15 protein-coding genes are annotated in these 15,320 nt (G+C 59.0%); 6 read left to right on the top strand and 9 right to left on the bottom strand.

Annotation, left to right across the window (positions count from 1 at the left end; translation table 11 throughout):
• The 6 genes from IEX01_RS06520 to sad form a co-directional block, all read right to left on the bottom strand.
• A complete protein-coding gene (locus IEX01_RS06520) occupies positions 1-993 on the bottom strand; it encodes a sensor domain-containing diguanylate cyclase (protein WP_048888483.1) in 993 nt (330 codons plus the stop codon).
• 217 nt (positions 994-1,210) lie between these two features.
• A complete protein-coding gene (locus IEX01_RS06515) occupies positions 1,211-2,647 on the bottom strand; it encodes a GGDEF domain-containing protein (RefSeq protein WP_188723482.1) in 1,437 nt (478 codons plus the stop codon).
• A gap of 105 nt (positions 2,648-2,752) precedes the next feature.
• Positions 2,753-3,115 (bottom strand): DUF4186 domain-containing protein, encoded by a 363-nt coding sequence (locus IEX01_RS06510; RefSeq protein ID WP_024560235.1) that lies wholly within the window; start codon positions 3,113-3,115, stop codon positions 2,753-2,755.
• Positions 3,116-3,215: 100 nt separating this feature from the next.
• Positions 3,216-4,133: a glutaminase B gene (gene glsB, locus IEX01_RS06505; protein ID WP_373289682.1), complete on the bottom strand. Its 918-nt coding sequence runs from the start codon at positions 4,131-4,133 to the stop codon at positions 3,216-3,218.
• A gap of 56 nt (positions 4,134-4,189) precedes the next feature.
• Positions 4,190-5,779: a methyl-accepting chemotaxis protein gene (locus tag IEX01_RS06500; protein ID WP_024555592.1), complete on the bottom strand. Its 1,590-nt coding sequence runs from the start codon at positions 5,777-5,779 to the stop codon at positions 4,190-4,192.
• A 1,018-nt stretch (positions 5,780-6,797) separates the two neighbouring features.
• Complete coding sequence (gene sad, locus IEX01_RS06495) at positions 6,798-8,186, bottom strand: succinate-semialdehyde dehydrogenase (RefSeq protein WP_188723481.1); 1,389 nt, start codon at positions 8,184-8,186, stop codon at positions 6,798-6,800.
• 102 nt (positions 8,187-8,288) lie between these two features.
• Here sad and ptrR point away from each other — a divergent pair, with 102 nt between their 5' ends.
• Positions 8,289-9,149, top strand: a complete 861-nt coding sequence (ptrR, locus tag IEX01_RS06490; protein WP_024558382.1) for a putrescine utilization regulator PtrR — start codon at positions 8,289-8,291, stop codon at positions 9,147-9,149.
• Here ptrR and IEX01_RS06485 read toward each other — a convergent pair.
• Positions 9,121-9,594, bottom strand: coding sequence for a GNAT family N-acetyltransferase (locus tag IEX01_RS06485; protein WP_188723480.1), 474 nt, complete (start codon positions 9,592-9,594; stop codon positions 9,121-9,123). The two genes, ptrR and IEX01_RS06485, sit on opposite strands and share 29 nt — an antisense overlap.
• A gap of 169 nt (positions 9,595-9,763) precedes the next feature.
• Between IEX01_RS06485 and IEX01_RS06480 the strand changes: the two genes are divergently transcribed.
• A complete protein-coding gene (locus IEX01_RS06480) occupies positions 9,764-10,708 on the top strand; it encodes an L-lactate dehydrogenase (protein WP_024558380.1) in 945 nt (314 codons plus the stop codon).
• A gap of 33 nt (positions 10,709-10,741) precedes the next feature.
• Here the strand turns inward: IEX01_RS06480 and IEX01_RS06475 are convergent, their stop codons facing one another.
• Positions 10,742-11,530, bottom strand: a complete 789-nt coding sequence (locus tag IEX01_RS06475; RefSeq protein ID WP_024558379.1) for a PhzF family phenazine biosynthesis protein — start codon at positions 11,528-11,530, stop codon at positions 10,742-10,744.
• Positions 11,531-11,758: 228 nt separating this feature from the next.
• On the opposite strand from IEX01_RS06475, the gene IEX01_RS06470 reads away from it, so the two are divergent.
• A complete protein-coding gene (locus tag IEX01_RS06470) occupies positions 11,759-12,985 on the top strand; it encodes a sugar transporter (RefSeq protein ID WP_024558378.1) in 1,227 nt (408 codons plus the stop codon).
• A 231-nt stretch (positions 12,986-13,216) separates the two neighbouring features.
• Here IEX01_RS06470 and IEX01_RS06465 read toward each other — a convergent pair whose 3' ends face one another.
• Positions 13,217-13,882 carry a MarC family NAAT transporter gene (locus IEX01_RS06465; protein ID WP_024561285.1) on the bottom strand — a complete coding sequence of 222 codons (666 nt, stop codon included), beginning with the start codon at positions 13,880-13,882 and terminating at the stop codon, positions 13,217-13,219.
• A 307-nt stretch (positions 13,883-14,189) separates the two neighbouring features.
• On the opposite strand from IEX01_RS06465, the gene marR reads away from it, so the two are divergent.
• From marR to marB, 3 genes are all read left to right on the top strand, one after another.
• The gene (marR, locus tag IEX01_RS06460; RefSeq protein ID WP_024558376.1) at positions 14,190-14,624 is read left to right on the top strand and encodes a multiple antibiotic resistance transcriptional regulator MarR; all 435 of its coding nucleotides are present in this window, start codon (positions 14,190-14,192) and stop codon (positions 14,622-14,624) included.
• A gap of 18 nt (positions 14,625-14,642) precedes the next feature.
• The gene (gene marA, locus IEX01_RS06455; protein WP_024555053.1) at positions 14,643-15,017 is read left to right on the top strand and encodes an MDR efflux pump AcrAB transcriptional activator MarA; all 375 of its coding nucleotides are present in this window, start codon (positions 14,643-14,645) and stop codon (positions 15,015-15,017) included.
• A gap of 64 nt (positions 15,018-15,081) precedes the next feature.
• Positions 15,082-15,297 carry a multiple antibiotic resistance protein MarB gene (marB, locus tag IEX01_RS06450; RefSeq protein WP_024558375.1) on the top strand — a complete coding sequence of 72 codons (216 nt, stop codon included), beginning with the start codon at positions 15,082-15,084 and terminating at the stop codon, positions 15,295-15,297.
• Positions 15,298-15,320: the final 23 nt, after the last annotated feature.

Below are 15,320 nucleotides of genomic sequence, written 5' to 3'. Positions count from 1 at the left end.
TCAACACGCAAAGATCCGGTTTTTCCCCTCTCGTTTTGCGTTATAGAGCGCGTCATCAGCCGCTTTCAGCCAGTCCGTTACCGAGGCCATCTGGGCGGTGGCGCAGGCGATGCCGATGCTGAGCGTACAGTTCAGCGCATTATCCGGAAAAACGCGCACCTGGGCCGCGCGATCCATAATCGTCCGGGCGATAGCGCTGGCCTCCTCTGCGGAGGTATTGGGCAGCAACACCACAAACTCGTCGCCGCCAAGCCGCGCGGGCGTGCCGTTATCGCGCGTAACGTAACGCAGGATATCGGAAACCGCCACCAGCAGCGTATCGCCCGCCTTGTGCCCGAAGCGATCGTTTGCCTCTTTAAAATTATCAATATCAATAAACATCAGCGCGGAGCTATGACAGCTGTCGGTAAGCTTACTCAGCTCATTATGAATACGCAGCTCCAGCAGCCTGCGGTTAGCGATATCCAGAAAAGGATCGGTCATGGCGATGCGTTCGAGCTCGCGGGTTTTGCGGCTAAGCTGACCAGATATGGCGTTGGTCAACAAGCTCAACGCCAGAATATAGATAGCGATAAGCGGCAGCGTGGCGTAAAGGGTCGTGACGCTCACTTGCGGGCGAAACGGCATCCCCTGGGCAAGCCATGTCACCAGAAACGCCGCCGTCATGGCCAGCAGCGCTTTGCGCATCAGTTTTATGCCGCCAGCGGAAAGGCGGTCGCATACCAGGATGGTGGCGATAACCACGCTTGGCAATGAACAGAGCGCAATGGTGGCTATCCAGAATCCGCCTGCGGCGGCATCCAGCACCAGATGCTGATACTCTCGCGTCTTCGGGGTAACGGCGCGGCGTGCGCGAAGAAAAGCGACCGTCGGCCAGACAAAGGCGTTGGCGCTAAGCAACAACAGCCAGACCGGCGAGCGCTGCTGTTCAAGCAAGACAGAGAGGATAGGCGAAAAGCAAAGCAAGGTGCCCAACATGCGCATTAAATACATACGCCTGGCAAACCTGAGGCCAGTCAGAGGTTGGCTACTTTTCAGCTGCTCAGGTAAGCGTCTCATGCAGAGTTTCCGGTGATAAAACCCCGCCATCTTATAAACCACTAAAATGAGTAGCAAGGGATTTAATCAGCCTTTTTAATGAATAGCTTGCTTTATGAAAACAACGCGCTAAAACCCCCTGGAATTGGTAGTGAAACCACGTGTGACAACGTCACCTGTCGGTCTGAATAGCTTCTCCTGATTGCTCCGCTTCGCCATGCGCCCGACAGGAGGTGCGGTTGCGTCCGGCGCGTTTGGACTGGTAGAGAAAGCTATCCGCTTCACGCATCAGCATATCGAAGGTCTCTCTCATCGCCGTTACCGGCGCCTCATCAAACCCCATTCCGATACTGACCGTGAGATGCAGCTGCTGGCCCTGCCAGTGAAACGGCTCGGCGGCGAGCGTGGTGCGCAGCATTTCGGCAAAGCGCAGCCCCTCGTTAAACGCGATGCCGGAGCGGATCACCACAAACTCTTCGCCCCCCATTCTCGCCACCATGCCATTCATCCCCACCAGCGCCAGCAACCTTTCGCCAAAATTGGCCAGCGCCGCGTCGCCGCACTCATGGCCGTAGTTGTCATTAATGCTTTTGAAATAGTCGATATCAATGAGCAGAACGCAGAGCGAGGTAGGCGCGCGAGGTCTCTGGCTTAGCGCTTCATAAAGCCCGGAGCGGGAATAGACGCCGGTGAGATGATCGTAATCCGCTCTACGCGAGACCTGTTGCATCACCGCGTTCAGCGCCGCGACGCTGGCGCCCACGATGAGCGGACATATCGCAAGCGTAGCGATGCCAAGGCGCGTGGAAAACATCTGGTTTGTGCCGAGCGGCGAGACAGCATTCATATCGATAACGCCATAGGCCACCAGCACAATTTCCGTCGCCCCGGTGCAAAAGGTAATAAAAGCGCTGGTTGAGAAGGAATAGCGCAGCGCGCACCAGATAAGCCCGATCAGCGGAAAGACGAGGCTCCCCGCCCCGCCTACCAGTACCGACACGCCCAACGAGACAATCACCGCCAGCAGCGGCCAGAGATCGTCTTTAGCAGGCAAATGTCGAACGCGCGGCCAGCTGAGCGTTAAAACCCAGGGCACCAGCAGTACGCCGGTAGAGAATTGTTCGCTGAACCAGTCGGCGTAGAGCGGCATAAGCTGCCTTTTATCGATGCCGACCGAACCGACCGCGCCGCACAGCGCGCAAAGCAGCGCGGCTATCAGGCAGTAGCCAAAAAGCCGCAACGCGAACATCGCCTGGGGCAGCTGCGGCTGACGCGATTTATCGCGCAGCACCAGCATCGCCACGGTGACGATAAAAATCAGGTTCGACAGGTTAATGGCCAGCGACGCCACTCCCCAGCTCGTCGTCACCGCGTCCCAGGCCAGCATCGCCACATAGCAGATAGCGTAATAGAGCGGTTTGTTGAGAAAAGCATGACGGGCAAAGACGCCCGCCATTATCCCATTCAACGGCCAGAACAGCGATAGCTCGTCCACCAGCCGCAAGGAGGCGCCGAACGTATAAAAAATCGTGGTGAGAATAAAAACGCCCAGCGCATTGGAGAGCGTCTTATCTTCGCGGAAACAGAACAGCGTTACCGGGTTAGCCATAACGATTCGCTTAAAACTGACATTACCTGCGGCAATGTTCGGCGTGACAAAAAGTGTCCCCAGCTTAACACGAATTTACCCAGTGTTCATAAATGGACATTTCACTTAACGCGGCGGATTCATCTCCGCCACCAGCCAGCGATGGATGACCGCAACGACATAAGCCTGCTGCTGCGCATTAAGCGCAACGCCTGCGGGGATCGCGTGCCATTTAGCAAGGCATCCCCGACAACAGGTGGCCGTGGCGTGCTGGGCGATAAAGACCGGATGGCCGCGCATTGGCGTCTGTTTGCCGTCATTCTTCGGCTCGGCAGGCGCCAGCCTTTTGGCGATAAAATCCGCCGCATGGCTGTCAATCGTCTCCGGCCCCTTATCCAGGCAATACTGCCGCTCTTTAGGCCCCAGATGAAAGCGGCTGCGGAACGTGGAGCGTTTAAGCCGGGCGAAAAGGTCATCGGTAGGTTGCATAGGTCTTACCTGCGTTGATGGTTTTAGCGTTGCGGACTGTCTCTGGTTTCTGGCGGGCGGCGCGGGCCCGCCCTGTTCGACGCCGCCAGGCGTAAAACGACTAATACACCGAGCGGCCAATCTTCTGCGCCAGAATCTCCAGCGCCGCCACGCCCGCAAGTGAATTGCCGGCGTTATCCAGCGCCGGGCTCCAGACCGCTATGGACATCTCGTGCGGCACCACCGCCACAATGCCGCCGCCCACGCCCGACTTTCCGGGCATCCCTACCCGCCAGGCAAACTCGCCGGCGTTTTCATACATGCCGCTGGTCGCCATCAGGGCATTGACCTGCCGCGTTTGCAAGGGAGAAATTACCGGCTCCGCCAGATGCGGCGCGCGCCCTTGCCGCGCCAGAAACAGAAACGTCTTCGCCAGCTCCGCGCAGCTCATTTTCAGCGCGCAGTAATGAAAGTAGTTTTGCAGAACGGTGGTGACATCGTTATGGAAGTTGCCAAAAGATTTCATTAGCCAGGCAATAGCGGCATTGCGGGCGGCGTGTTCGAATTCCGAGCGCGCCACACGCGTATCGTAGCTGATATCCTCCACCCCGGAGAGCTGGCGTACCCACTCCAGCATGCGCTGCCTCGGCGCGCTCAGGCGGGTTTGCAGCATATCGCAAATCACCAGGGCGCCAGCGTTGATAAAGGGATTGCGCGGCTTCCCCTGCTCAAGCTCCAGCTGCACCAGCGAGTTAAAGGGTTGCCCGGAGGGATCTTTGCCCACGCGCTGCCAGATCTCCGCCTCGTCATAGCGGCCCATCGCCAGCACCAGGCTTAAGACTTTAGAGACAGACTGGATGGAGAAGCGTTCATGGGCGTCCCCTGCGGCGAAGCAATCCCCGTCCACCGTACATACCGCAATGCCAAGCTTATCGCCTGCGACTTCAGCCAGCGCGGGAATATAGTCCGCCACCTTTCCCAGGCGCGCCAGCGGCCGCACCTCGTCGAGAATGGAACTCAGCAAAGCATCATCAAGCATTAACGCCACAACAGACTCCCGGAGCGTAAGGAAAACCGGTCCGGGAGTATACGCCGTCAGGCTGGCAGGCGAAAGCGCGCCACCGCGTCGGCGAGCCGCTGCGATTCACTGCTAAGCCGCAATGAAGCGCGGGCGGTTTGCTGGACCAGCGCGCCGGTCTTTTCCGCCGCCTGGTTGAGCGCGCCGATGCGGCGCGTCACCAGATGAATGCTCTCCCCCTGGCTGACCGTAGCGTGAGAGATTTCGCTGAGCAACCCCGTGAGATGGCTCACCAGCGCCATCACCTGCCGCAGGTTCTCTTCCAGCCGCGCCACCGCCTGCGACCCCTCCTCAATGCCGGAAAGCGAATGGTGAATCAGCTGTTGAATAGTATGCGTCGACTGACTGCTCTTACGCGCCAGCAGCCCCACCTCTTTCGCCACCACCGCAAAGCCGCGCCCGTGGTTGCCCGCATGCGCCGCTTCGATGGCGGCGTTCAGCGCGAGTATGTTGGTCTGGAAGGCGACGTTATCAATAAGCGCCACGATGCCGCGCATTTCCGCTGATCGGGAGACAATATCCTGCATCGAGTGGTTTACGGTTTGCATCATTTGGTCGCCGCCGGCGGCTATCTCCCGCGCTTCGTCGGCTCGCTGGTTGGCCGCTTTGGCGTATTCGCTGTTTTCACCTACGTGCGCTTCCAGAGTTTCAATATGCGAGGTAACTTTACGCAGCTCATCCGCCTGCAAATCAGACTGGCTTGAGAGCTGTTCGTTGCCCTGCGCCAGTCGGTTGATATTGGCGACCATCGCGCCGGTGGCGTCGCGCACCTCATTGACTAACTGCTGCAACCCACTCTGCATCGCCCCGATGCTGCGGGTCAGTTCATCCACCTCCCGGTTCACCTGCCTTTGCGCCTCCGGCATAACCGAAAGATCCCCGGCGGCGAGCACGTTGATATGGTTGATAAGCCGACGCAGCGGCGTAATGACCCAGCGCGCTACGCCGCGCCAGACCGCGACGGCGATAATCAGCAGCACCGCCAGCGCGCTGATAAACAGCGTTTGCGCACGGGAAAGCCCCGCCATCAGCGCCCGGCTGTCGGCATCGGCGCGCTGCTGGTTGGCCTTCTGCCAGCTGGCGAAATTATCATTGAAGTCCGCCTGAAAGGCCTGCACCGGCACCGCGAAGAAGGCGTCGATGCTGTTGGTTTTCACAAGCCCTTCCGCCTGCTCTTTCAGCGCGCCGTAAAAGTTCTGGTAGCTGCCTGTCAGCGGGTCGTTTTTATCCGCAGCAAGCGAGCTGTAGCGCTCAAACGCCTGGTGCGAGCGCTTCAGCGCCGCCTGGGCTTCATCCATTAAGCTGTTCCAGCTTCCCACCGAGCCGGTTTCCTTATCCTGCATAAAATAGATGCCTGCGCGGTTAAGCAGGTCGCTCGCCATCAGCAGCGTTACGCGCGCTTCGTCCATATTGAGCTGCCGCTGTTGCTGTTGCTCGCGGCTTTGCACGCTGTGCTGGGTTTCGCGCAGCAGAGAGGAGAGCATCACGGTGGAGAGAATTTGCAGTGCGGAGAAAAGCGCGATAACGCAAAGGATGCCCGCCAGCAGGCCAAACTGCTTTTGCGGCAGGCGCCGACGCAAAGCGGAGTAAATTTTACTTAGGTTCATGTTTTTCTTCAGTAAACAGCCTCAACCGGGGCGAGTCTACAAAGCACGGATGACAGAAATATGGCGGGAATATGACAAAGGGAAATGAACGGCGCGGCCGTAATGCGGGTCTGCGGCGACAGGACGCTATTTGCGTTTTCTGAGGTGGAGAGGTGATGGAGAGGCGCAGGCGGCCCAGGTGTTGAGTTTTCTGTTTCGGGATATATGCACGGGCGGTGAAGGGTTCCGTTCGCCAGAGCGTTGTCTTTATATGTCATCGCCACTCATGCGAACGTGCCAGGGGGCTTCGCCGCCAGCCCCCTGGCAACCCCGGCTCCCGGCACGCAAAATCGGCCCCTTCAGGGCAAACCTTCCGGCCTGTCATCTGGCTTCGGGTCGGTCCTGACGGTGCATCCCTGCACCGACATGACCTCACGCCGGTTCCCTCCGGCGTGCCCCGGCCATCTGCCCGCCCGGAAGGCGATTTTGAGGCCGGATAAACGTCATCGCTAACAGGTTAATGAAAATAGTCCTGGTAGCGTCGCTGTAAAGACGGAACAGTCTTCGTGGTTTGCAGGGTAAGCAAGCGCCGCGCCACTCGCTGATTTTCTGGGGTAAGGAGAAATGACGGCGCTGCAGTACCCCGGCCGCTAAAGCGAGGCATTTCTTGCAACCAGAATAAAACGCTGAAGCGGAGGCAAGTCCGGCCTCAAAATCGCCTCAGCTTTTTCACGGTGGCCGGGGCGCACCGGTCGGACCCGGTGCGAGGGCATGTCGGCACAGGGACGTGCCGTCATGCCCGACCCGAAGCCAGCGGGGAAAAGATGAGGTTTCCCGCTTCAGCGGGCGATTTTGCGTGCCGGGAGCCGGGATTGTTAAGGGGGCGGCGGCAAGCCCCCTTAACACGTTCGCGGGAAGGAAGGGTGCATATGAAAACAACGCGCTGGCGAACGGAACCCTTCACCACCCACATATATCCCAAGAGAGTAAAGCTCAGCGCCCGCACATAACTCCCCCCGGGAACAAAGAAACCGCCCCTCTAGCGACGATCCTTCCAGACCGTCTGCACATTACAAAACTCGTGCAAACCGAAGTGTGAAAGCTCACGGCCAAAACCACTCTTCTTCACGCCGCCGAAGGCCACACGGGCGTCGCTGGCGCTGTAGCCATTAATAAACACCCCGCCGCACTCAAGCCTTGCCGCCAGCGCCTGCGCGTTGGCTTCATCCGCGGTGTAAATCGTGGCGGAAAGCCCGAAGTCGCTGTCGTTAGCCAGCGCCAGCGCATGCTCTGCATCGCGTGCGACGGTGATAGCCGCCACCGGGCCAAACATTTCCTGACGGAAGGCCGTCATCTCCGGCGTAACGTTCGCGAGCACGGTCGGCGCGTAGTAGTTGCCTGCACCAGCCACCTTTTCGCCGCCCAGCAGCAGCGTGGCGCCCTCTTTCAGCGTCGCCTGCACCTGGCTATCCAGCTCGTCACGCAAATCGAAGCGCGCCATCGGGCCAAGATAGGTTTTCTCATCCGTTGGGTTACCCATCGCCAGCGCCTGCGCAGCCGCGACAAATTTTTCCGTGAAGGCGTCGGCAATGCCTGCTTCAACAATAAACCGCTTGGCCGCCGCGCACACCTGCCCGGTGTTCTGGTAACGCCCCGCCACAGCGGCTTTCACCGCCTCATCCAGATCGGCATCGTTGAGCACGATGAACGGGTCGGAGCCGCCCAGTTCCAGCACGCATTTTTTCAGCGCCGCGCCCGCCTGCGCGCCAATCGCCGCACCGGCGCGTACGCTGCCCGTTACCGTTACCGCCGCAATGCGGTTGTCCTTAATCGCCGTGCTGACGCCTTCGTTAGTTGCGTTCACATAGTCGAAGACGCCATCCGGCAAACCGGCGTCTTCGAAAATCTCGCCGATCAGCGCAGCGCAGCCCATCACGTTCGGCGCGTGCTTCAGCAGATAGGTGTTGCCAGCGAGAATAATCGGCACCGCGCCGCGCATAACCTGCCACAGCGGGAAGTTCCAGGGCATCACCGCCAGCACCGGGCCGAGCGGGCGGTATTCAATTACCGCGTTGTTGTTCTCAACCAGGGTCGGCTCGGTGGTCAGCATCGCCGGGCCGTGGTCGGCGTACCAGTCGCAAAGGCCTGCGGATTTCGCCACTTCGCCGCGCGCCTGGGCGATGGGTTTGCCCATCTCGGCGGTGATCATCTGCGCCATCTCTTCAGCGCGGGCCCGCAGCGCGGCGCCAAGGTCCCGCAGCTTTTGCGCGCGGTGTTCGACGCTCACGGTGCGCCAGTAGCGCCCGGCGTCCGCGACGCGGGCGATAGCGTGCTCAACATGTTCGGCAGTGGCGAAAGGATAAGCCGCCAGGGTTTCGCCGGTCGCCGGGTTAACAGAAATCGCGTGGGTTGCAGGTGAAATGGTCATAGGAACCTCGTTTTTATCATCAGTGTGGTTATATCCTGACCGCTTCCGTTATTTCTGAAAAGTGAATAATATTGACGACTCCTTTCACCAAACGAGAACACCATGGACCTGACGCAACTTGAGATGTTCAATGCGGTCGCCGAAACGGGCAGCATTACCGCCGCCGCGCAGCGGGTGCATCGCGTACCCTCTAACCTCACCACCCGCATTCGCCAGCTGGAAGAAGATTTGGGTGTCGAGCTGTTTATCCGCGAGAACCAGCGCCTGCGCCTTGCGCCTGCCGGGCACAGTTTTCTCGCCTACAGCAAACGCATTCTCGAGCTGGTGGCGGAGGCGCGCGAAGTGGTGTCGGGCGATGAGCCACAGGGCATTTTCTCGCTGGGGTCGCTTGAGAGCACCGCCGCAGTGCGTATTCCCGACGTGCTGGCGACGTTTAACCAGCGCTACCCGAAGATCCAGTTCGACCTTGCCACTGGCCCCTCCGGCACCATGATTGACGGCGTGCTGGAAGGCACCCTGAGCGCCGCGTTTGTCGATGGCCCGGTGGCGCACCCGAGCCTTGAAGGGATGCCGGTCTATCGTGAGGAGATGATGATTGTCGCCCACGCCGGGCATGAGGAGATCCGACGCGCGCAGCAGGTAAACGGCGCGAGCATTTACGCGTTTCGCGCTAACTGCTCCTATCGCCGCCATTTCGAAAGCTGGTTCCAGGCGGACCACGCCATGCCGGGCAAAATTCATGAGATGGAGTCTTACCACGGCATGCTCGCCTGCGTGATTGCCGGCGCAGGGCTGGCGATGATGCCTAAACGGATGCTTGAGAGCATGCCCGGCAGCCACCAGGTGCAGGCGTGGCCGCTTGGCGAAAAGTGGCGCTGGATCAACACCTGGCTTATCTGGCGGCGCGGCGCGAAAACCCGCCAGCTGGAGGCGTTTACCGAGCTGCTGCCGCGCTGCGAGTGAGCGCTTTGCGCATAAACAGGCTCAGCGGGTCGGGCTGATAAGGCGCGAACGCGTCGGTCAGCTCATAACCGCAGCGGCGATAAAGCGTAATGGCGGCGGGCTGCTTGATGCCCGTTTCCAGACGCAGCGTATGGCAGCCCTGAGCGGCGGCCGCCTGTTCAAGCGACGCCAGCAGCCTTTCGCCCAGCCGCTGCCCGCGATGGCGAGGATCGATATAAATCCGCTTAATCTCGCCGAACCCGTCGCCAGAGACTAACACCGCGCCGCAGCCCACCGCGTCGTCCTGCGGCCCGCGGATGAGCCTGAAGATCAGCCCCTGCGCGTCGCTAAGGTCGGTCAGATGGTTGCTTTCCGCCGGGTAAAGCTCGGTCTGCCAGGCATCCAGGGCAGCGATAAGCGCCTGGCTTTCGGACTGGGTCACTTTTGCGGGAATAATGCGGTACATACGCTCACCTTTCTATTTTTTTTCAGCAGATTACGAACCCTTCCCCCCTGCAGCAAGCCCCGGACCATAGCGTTTTCTTATCTTTGCCTTAAAGGCGCAATCAGCGTTTTTCCCGCGCCGACGTTAAGGGTAATCTTGCCGGTAGTCCCCATCAAAATCAGGAAGCATCATGAACACAAAACCCCGTAAGGTGATGATTATCGGCGCGGGCAATGTCGGCACCGCCGCCGCCTGGGCCTTGCTCAACCAGACGATTTGCGAGGAGCTTATCCTGGTGGACCTGGATAAAGCGCGTGTTGAAGGTCATTGCCAGGACTTAAGCGATGCCGCAGCCTACATGCCGGGCATGATAACCGTCTCCACCCGCGAAGCGAGCGACTGCGAGGATGTGGATATTGCGGTGATCACCGTCTCCGGCGGCCCGCTGAAGCCGGGCCAGACGCGCCTGGACGAGCTGACCAATACGGCGCGGATTATCAAAAACATCGTGCCGACGATGATGGCGAACGGCTTTAACGGCATCTTTCTCATCGCCACCAACCCCTGCGACATTATTACCTGGCAGGTCTGGAAGCTCTCCGGGCTGCCGCGCGGCCAGGTGCTGGGCACCGGCGTCTGGCTCGACACCACCCGCCTGCGCCGCACTCTTGCCGAGGCGCTGGATATCGGCCCGCAGTCCATCGACGCCTTTATCCTGGGCGAGCATGGCGACACGCAGTTCCCGGTCTGGAGCCACTCTTCTGTTTATGGTTCACCGATAGCGGATGTCTACCAGCGCAAAACCGGCAAGGCGCTGGATAAAGCGGCGCTAGCGGATTATGTGCGCCGCAAGGGCTTTGAGATTTACGCCCGCAAAGGCTGCACCGAGTTCGGCATCGCCGGCACTATTGCGGAAATCTGCCGCAATATCTTTACCGGCAGCCACCGGGCGCTGGCGGTCTCCTGCGTGTTGCAGGGGGAGTATGGCGTGGATGAGGTGGCGACGGGCGTGCCCGCCGTGCTGGCGCAAAGCGGCGTGCAGCAGATCATTGAGCTGAAGCTCGCGCCGGACGAAGAAGAGAAGTTTCGCCATTCGGTGGAGGTCATTAAGGCGAATATCGCCCGCCTGCCGTAAGAAAACGCCCCGCCGGGTTGCGGGGCGGTTTTATTAGCGCAGCATCACCTTGCCGATTAGATAGGTCGCCGCCTGGCCGCCAATCAGCACGCGGTCGCCATTCCACTGACAGCGCAGCTCGCCGCCACGCGCAGAGACTTGCTTTGCAAGCATCGTGGTTTTGCCAAGCTTGTCACCCCAGTAAGGAATAAGCATGCTGTGAGCGGAGCCGGTCACCGGGTCTTCCGCCACCGCCTCTCCCGGGCAGAAGAAACGGCTGACGAAATCGTACTGTTCGCCGGGCGCGGTGACGCAGACCATTTTTTCAAGCGGCAGCATGGCGTGAATATCCGGGCGCAGATTGCGCACCTGCGTCTCATCTTTTAGCACCACCAGATAGTCGCGCCCCAGACGCACTTCTTCACAGCCGTTGATGCCGAGTGACTCAAGCAGCAACGGCGGCGCGTCGACGGGTTTTGTCTCCCAGGCGGGAAAATCGAGCGTCAGCCAATCGCCGTTGCGCGTCACTCTCAGCTCGCCGACAAAGCGCGTGGAGAAACGAATGTCGGTGTGCGGGTAGTCAAGGTGTTCAAAAATAACGTGCGCGGCGGCAAGCGTGGCGTGGCCGCACAGGTTGATTTCATACTGCGTGGTGAACCAGCGCAGCTCAAAGCCGCTGTCGGTTCGCACAAAAAACGCGGTTTCCGACTGGTTATGCTGTTTCGCCATCGCCAGCAACGTGGCGTCCGGCAGCCATTCCACGAGCGGGCAGACCGCCGCCGCGTTGCCGCCGAAGGTTTTCTGGCTGAACGCATCCACCATATAAAAGTCGATTGCCTGCATCGTCGTCTCCTCTTGTTATTCTGTTTGCCCTCTGAACATGACACGCCGCAACAGACGAGGCAAAAGATTCTTTATTTGCCGGGCATCCTGCTGCGAAGCCCCGTCCCGCGCCGCTTCGTCTGCGGTAAAAAATTGCGATCTGCGTCACAAAAACATTGTATTGCCCGCCGTGAAGGTTTTAAGATCGCCCTCTCTTCTTTGTTAACTTCAACCAGCGCGATATTTCCTATGACGATGAACAACACCGTTTCACGCAAAACCGCGTGGCTGCGCGTGGTTACGCTCGCTGTCGCGGCTTTTATTTTCAATACCACCGAATTTGTGCCGGTCGGTCTGCTCTCGGACATCGCGCACAGCTTCGGCATGGAATCCGCCCAGGCGGGCATCATGCTGACCATCTATGCGTGGGTGGTGGCGCTGATGTCGCTGCCGTTTATGCTGCTGACAAGCCAGGTTGAGCGTCGCAAGCTGCTGATTGCGCTCTTTGCGGTCTTTGTGGCAAGCCACCTGCTGTCGTTTCTCGCCTGGAACTTCACGGTGCTGGTGATAAGCCGCGTCGGCATCGCCTTCGCGCACGCTATTTTCTGGTCGATTACCGCGTCGCTCGCTATTCGCCTGGCGCCGCCGGGCAAACGCGCCCAGGCGCTGAGCCTGATAGCCACCGGCACCGCGCTCGCCTCGGTGCTTGGTCTGCCTATCGGGCGCATCATCGGGCAGTACTTTGGCTGGCGCACCACCTTCTTCGCCATCGGCCTTGGCGCGCTCGTCACCATGGTCTGCCTGATGAAGCTGTTGCCGAAGATGCCAAGCGAACATTCCGGCTCGCTGAAAAGCCTGCCGGTGCTGTTCCGCCGCCCGGCGCTGCTGTGCATCTACGTGCTGACGGCCGTGGTGGTGACGGCGCATTTCACCGCCTACAGCTATATTGAGCCGTTCGTGCAGAACATTGCCGGCCTGAGCGAAAACTTCGCCACCTTCCTGCTGCTGGTGCTTGGCAGCGCGGGGATTATCGGCAGCCTGATCTTCGGCAAGCTCGGCAACCTGCACGCCTCCACGCTTATCAGCAGCGCCATCGGCGTGCTGGTTATCTGCCTGCTGTTGCTGCTGCCTGCGGCCACCAGCGCGGTGAACCTGACGGTGCTGAGCATCTTCTGGGGCATCGCCATCATGCTGATAGGCCTTGGCATGCAGGTGAAAGTGCTGGCGCTGGCGCCGGACGCCACCGATGTGGCGATGTCGCTCTTCTCCGGCATCTTTAACATCGGCATCGGCGCAGGCGCGCTGGTGGGCAACCAGGTGAGCCTGCATCTCTCGATGTCTTCGGTGGGCTATATCGGCGCCATCCCGGCGCTGGCCGCGCTGGCGTGGGCCGTGGTGATTTTCCGCCGCTGGCCGGTGGTGCTTGAAGAACAGCCTCAGCACAACCACAGCGCGAGCGAATCAGCCCGCGTTTAAGAGCGCGTTTATCACGCCCTCCTGCCAGCGGAACCACGGGTTCCCTGTCAGGCGGGCGTAAATTTTCCTTCCCTCTCGATATCCCCGCAGGCGTGAAACGCCCGCGCCGTATCCGATAACGCGGCTGGCGGGATGCGTAACGCGCTTATTCAGGTTATCGACAATCCAGCCGCGAGTTTGCGGCTGACACCCCGCCAGAAAAACCCGGGTCAGGCTTCGCCTCTTCGCGCCTTAATGATACGTGGAGATAAGCTCCAGCACGCCGTTGATAATGAACTGCACGCCCATGCAAACCAGCAGGAACCCCATCAGCCTTGAGATAGCCTCGATGCCGCCCTTGCCTACCAGCCGCATTACGCCGCCGGAGCTGCGCAGGCAGATCCACAAAATGAGGCTCACCACGAGGAAAATCAGCGGCGGCGCGACGCTAATCACCCAGGCGGGAAACCCTTCGCCGTGGCGCACGGTGGAGGCGGAGCTGATTATCATGGCGATGGTGCCAGGGCCTGCGGTGCTCGGCATCGCCAGCGGCACAAACGCAATGCTCGCTTCAGGCTCCCGGGCCAGTTCTTCCGATTTGCTCTGCACTTCCGGCGCATGGTGCCCTTTCTGCGGCGGAAAGAGCATACGAAAGCCGATAAAGGCCACAATCAACCCGCCGGCGATACGCAGCCCCGGAATGGAAATGCCGAACGTGTCCATGACCAGCTGGCCGGCGTACCATGCCACCATCATGATGATGAAGACATAAAACGAGGCCATTTTCGCTTCACGGTTACGCTCTTCACGGCTCATGTTGCCTGCCAGCCCAAGGAAAAGCGCGACCGTGGTCAGCGGGTTCGCCAGCGGCAGAAGCACCACCAGCCCAAGCCCGAGCGCCTTAAATAAATCCACCATGGTTATTCTCCTCTTCTTCTTTTTGCAGTGTTGAGCTTGCGAAGCCACCGCAGGCCGCACCCCGTTTTTTACCCGCCTGACTTCACAGCGATATTCACTGCTTAAACCTATCACAACGATACAGCAAACCCATTAAAGCCGTGAATTTCAGTGAATAAGCCTCACTTTTCTTACGGCGGCAGCAGCAAAACGGCGACAAAATGAGTCGTTTTAACAGATCGTGTGATCGGCAATTTCATTCATTTGACTTATGCTTGCCTGGGCAATAATATCTGCCGTGACTAATCTACTTGCCTGAGCAACTATCGTGAAAAACACCAGCGATCTGTTTAACGACATTATCCCTCTTGGGCGTCTGATTCACATGGTGAACCAGAAGAAGGATCGCTTGCTCAACGATTATCTCTCTCCGCTGGATGTGACCGCGACGCAATTTAAAGTGTTGTGCTCCATTCGCTGCGAAGTCTGCATCACGCCGGTAGAGCTGAAAAAAGTCTTATCCGTGGACTTAGGGGCGCTCACCCGCATGCTGGATCGTCTGGCGTGCAAGGGCTGGATAGAGCGCCTGCCCAACCCCAATGACAAGCGCGGCGTGCTGATTAAGCTTACGCCGGAAGGCGCATCGCTGTGCGAAACCTGTCATCAACTGGTTGGGCTTAACCTGCATCAAGAATTAACAAAAAACCTGACGGCAGAAGAAGTGGCAACCCTTGAATACCTGCTCAAAAAGGTACTGCCTTAACAAAAAAGAGGTATGACGATGTCCAGACGCAATAATGATGCCATTACTATTCATAGCATTTTGGACTGGATCGAAGAGAATCTGGAAACCCCGCTGTCGCTGGAGAAAGTCTCCCAGCGCTCCGGCTATTCCAAATGGCACCTGCAAAGAATGTTCAAGAAAGAGACCGGCCATTCGCTCGGTCAGTACATTCGTAACCGCAAACTGACGGAAATCGCCCGTAAGCTTAAGCAGAGCAACGAGCCGATACTTTATCTGGCGGAACGCTATGGGTTTGAGTCGCAGCAGACGCTGACCCGGACGTTCAAAAACTATTTCTCCGTGCCGCCGCATAAGTATCGCGTGACTAATATGCCGGGCGAAGCGAAGTATCTGCATCCGCTAAATCATTAACAGCGACAGGCGTGAGCCTGCCGGTTTTAGTATCGCCGTCTGAGAAGACGTAACCGAGGAAATCATGAAACGTATTGCAAGCGCTACTCTGTTTTTGCTGGCGCTGGCCTCTGCTGGCGCTATGGCGGATCAAAACACCGCGCTGAGCCATAAAACGGACCGCGATGCGATGGTCCTGCCTTCCGCCACCAACCAGTCGCCCTTTGACTTTAACCACCGGGGCGCCGGCAGCGATAAATCCGACGAGTTAGGCGTTCCCTATTACAACGCCTCTCGCTAAACCTCTTGCCCGGCTGTCGCCGG

Source organism: Franconibacter daqui, assembly GCF_014644275.1.
GTDB classification, from domain to species: Bacteria; Pseudomonadota; Gammaproteobacteria; order Enterobacterales; family Enterobacteriaceae; genus Franconibacter; species Franconibacter pulveris.
The sequence above is the reverse complement of the archived record's forward strand: the minus strand, read 5'-3'. Positions and strand labels throughout refer to the sequence as shown.

Coding starts and splice junctions, on each gene's coding strand:
- IEX01_RS06520 (WP_048888483.1), bottom strand. CDS start 993: ATGTATTTAATGCGCATGTTGGGCACCTTGCTTTGCTTTTCGCCTATC.
- IEX01_RS06515 (WP_188723482.1), bottom strand. CDS start 2,647: ATGGCTAACCCGGTAACGCTGTTCTGTTTCCGCGAAGATAAGACGCTC.
- IEX01_RS06510 (WP_024560235.1), bottom strand. CDS start 3,115: ATGCAACCTACCGATGACCTTTTCGCCCGGCTTAAACGCTCCACGTTC.
- glsB (WP_373289682.1), bottom strand. CDS start 4,133: ATGCTTGATGATGCTTTGCTGAGTTCCATTCTCGACGAGGTGCGGCCG.
- IEX01_RS06500 (WP_024555592.1), bottom strand. CDS start 5,779: ATGAACCTAAGTAAAATTTACTCCGCTTTGCGTCGGCGCCTGCCGCAA.
- sad (WP_188723481.1), bottom strand. CDS start 8,186: ATGACCATTTCACCTGCAACCCACGCGATTTCTGTTAACCCGGCGACC.
- ptrR (WP_024558382.1), top strand. CDS start 8,289: ATGGACCTGACGCAACTTGAGATGTTCAATGCGGTCGCCGAAACGGGC.
- IEX01_RS06485 (WP_188723480.1), bottom strand. CDS start 9,594: ATGTACCGCATTATTCCCGCAAAAGTGACCCAGTCCGAAAGCCAGGCG.
- IEX01_RS06480 (WP_024558380.1), top strand. CDS start 9,764: ATGAACACAAAACCCCGTAAGGTGATGATTATCGGCGCGGGCAATGTC.
- IEX01_RS06475 (WP_024558379.1), bottom strand. CDS start 11,530: ATGCAGGCAATCGACTTTTATATGGTGGATGCGTTCAGCCAGAAAACC.
- IEX01_RS06470 (WP_024558378.1), top strand. CDS start 11,759: ATGACGATGAACAACACCGTTTCACGCAAAACCGCGTGGCTGCGCGTG.
- IEX01_RS06465 (WP_024561285.1), bottom strand. CDS start 13,882: ATGGTGGATTTATTTAAGGCGCTCGGGCTTGGGCTGGTGGTGCTTCTG.
- marA (WP_024555053.1), top strand. CDS start 14,643: ATGTCCAGACGCAATAATGATGCCATTACTATTCATAGCATTTTGGAC.
- marB (WP_024558375.1), top strand. CDS start 15,082: ATGAAACGTATTGCAAGCGCTACTCTGTTTTTGCTGGCGCTGGCCTCT.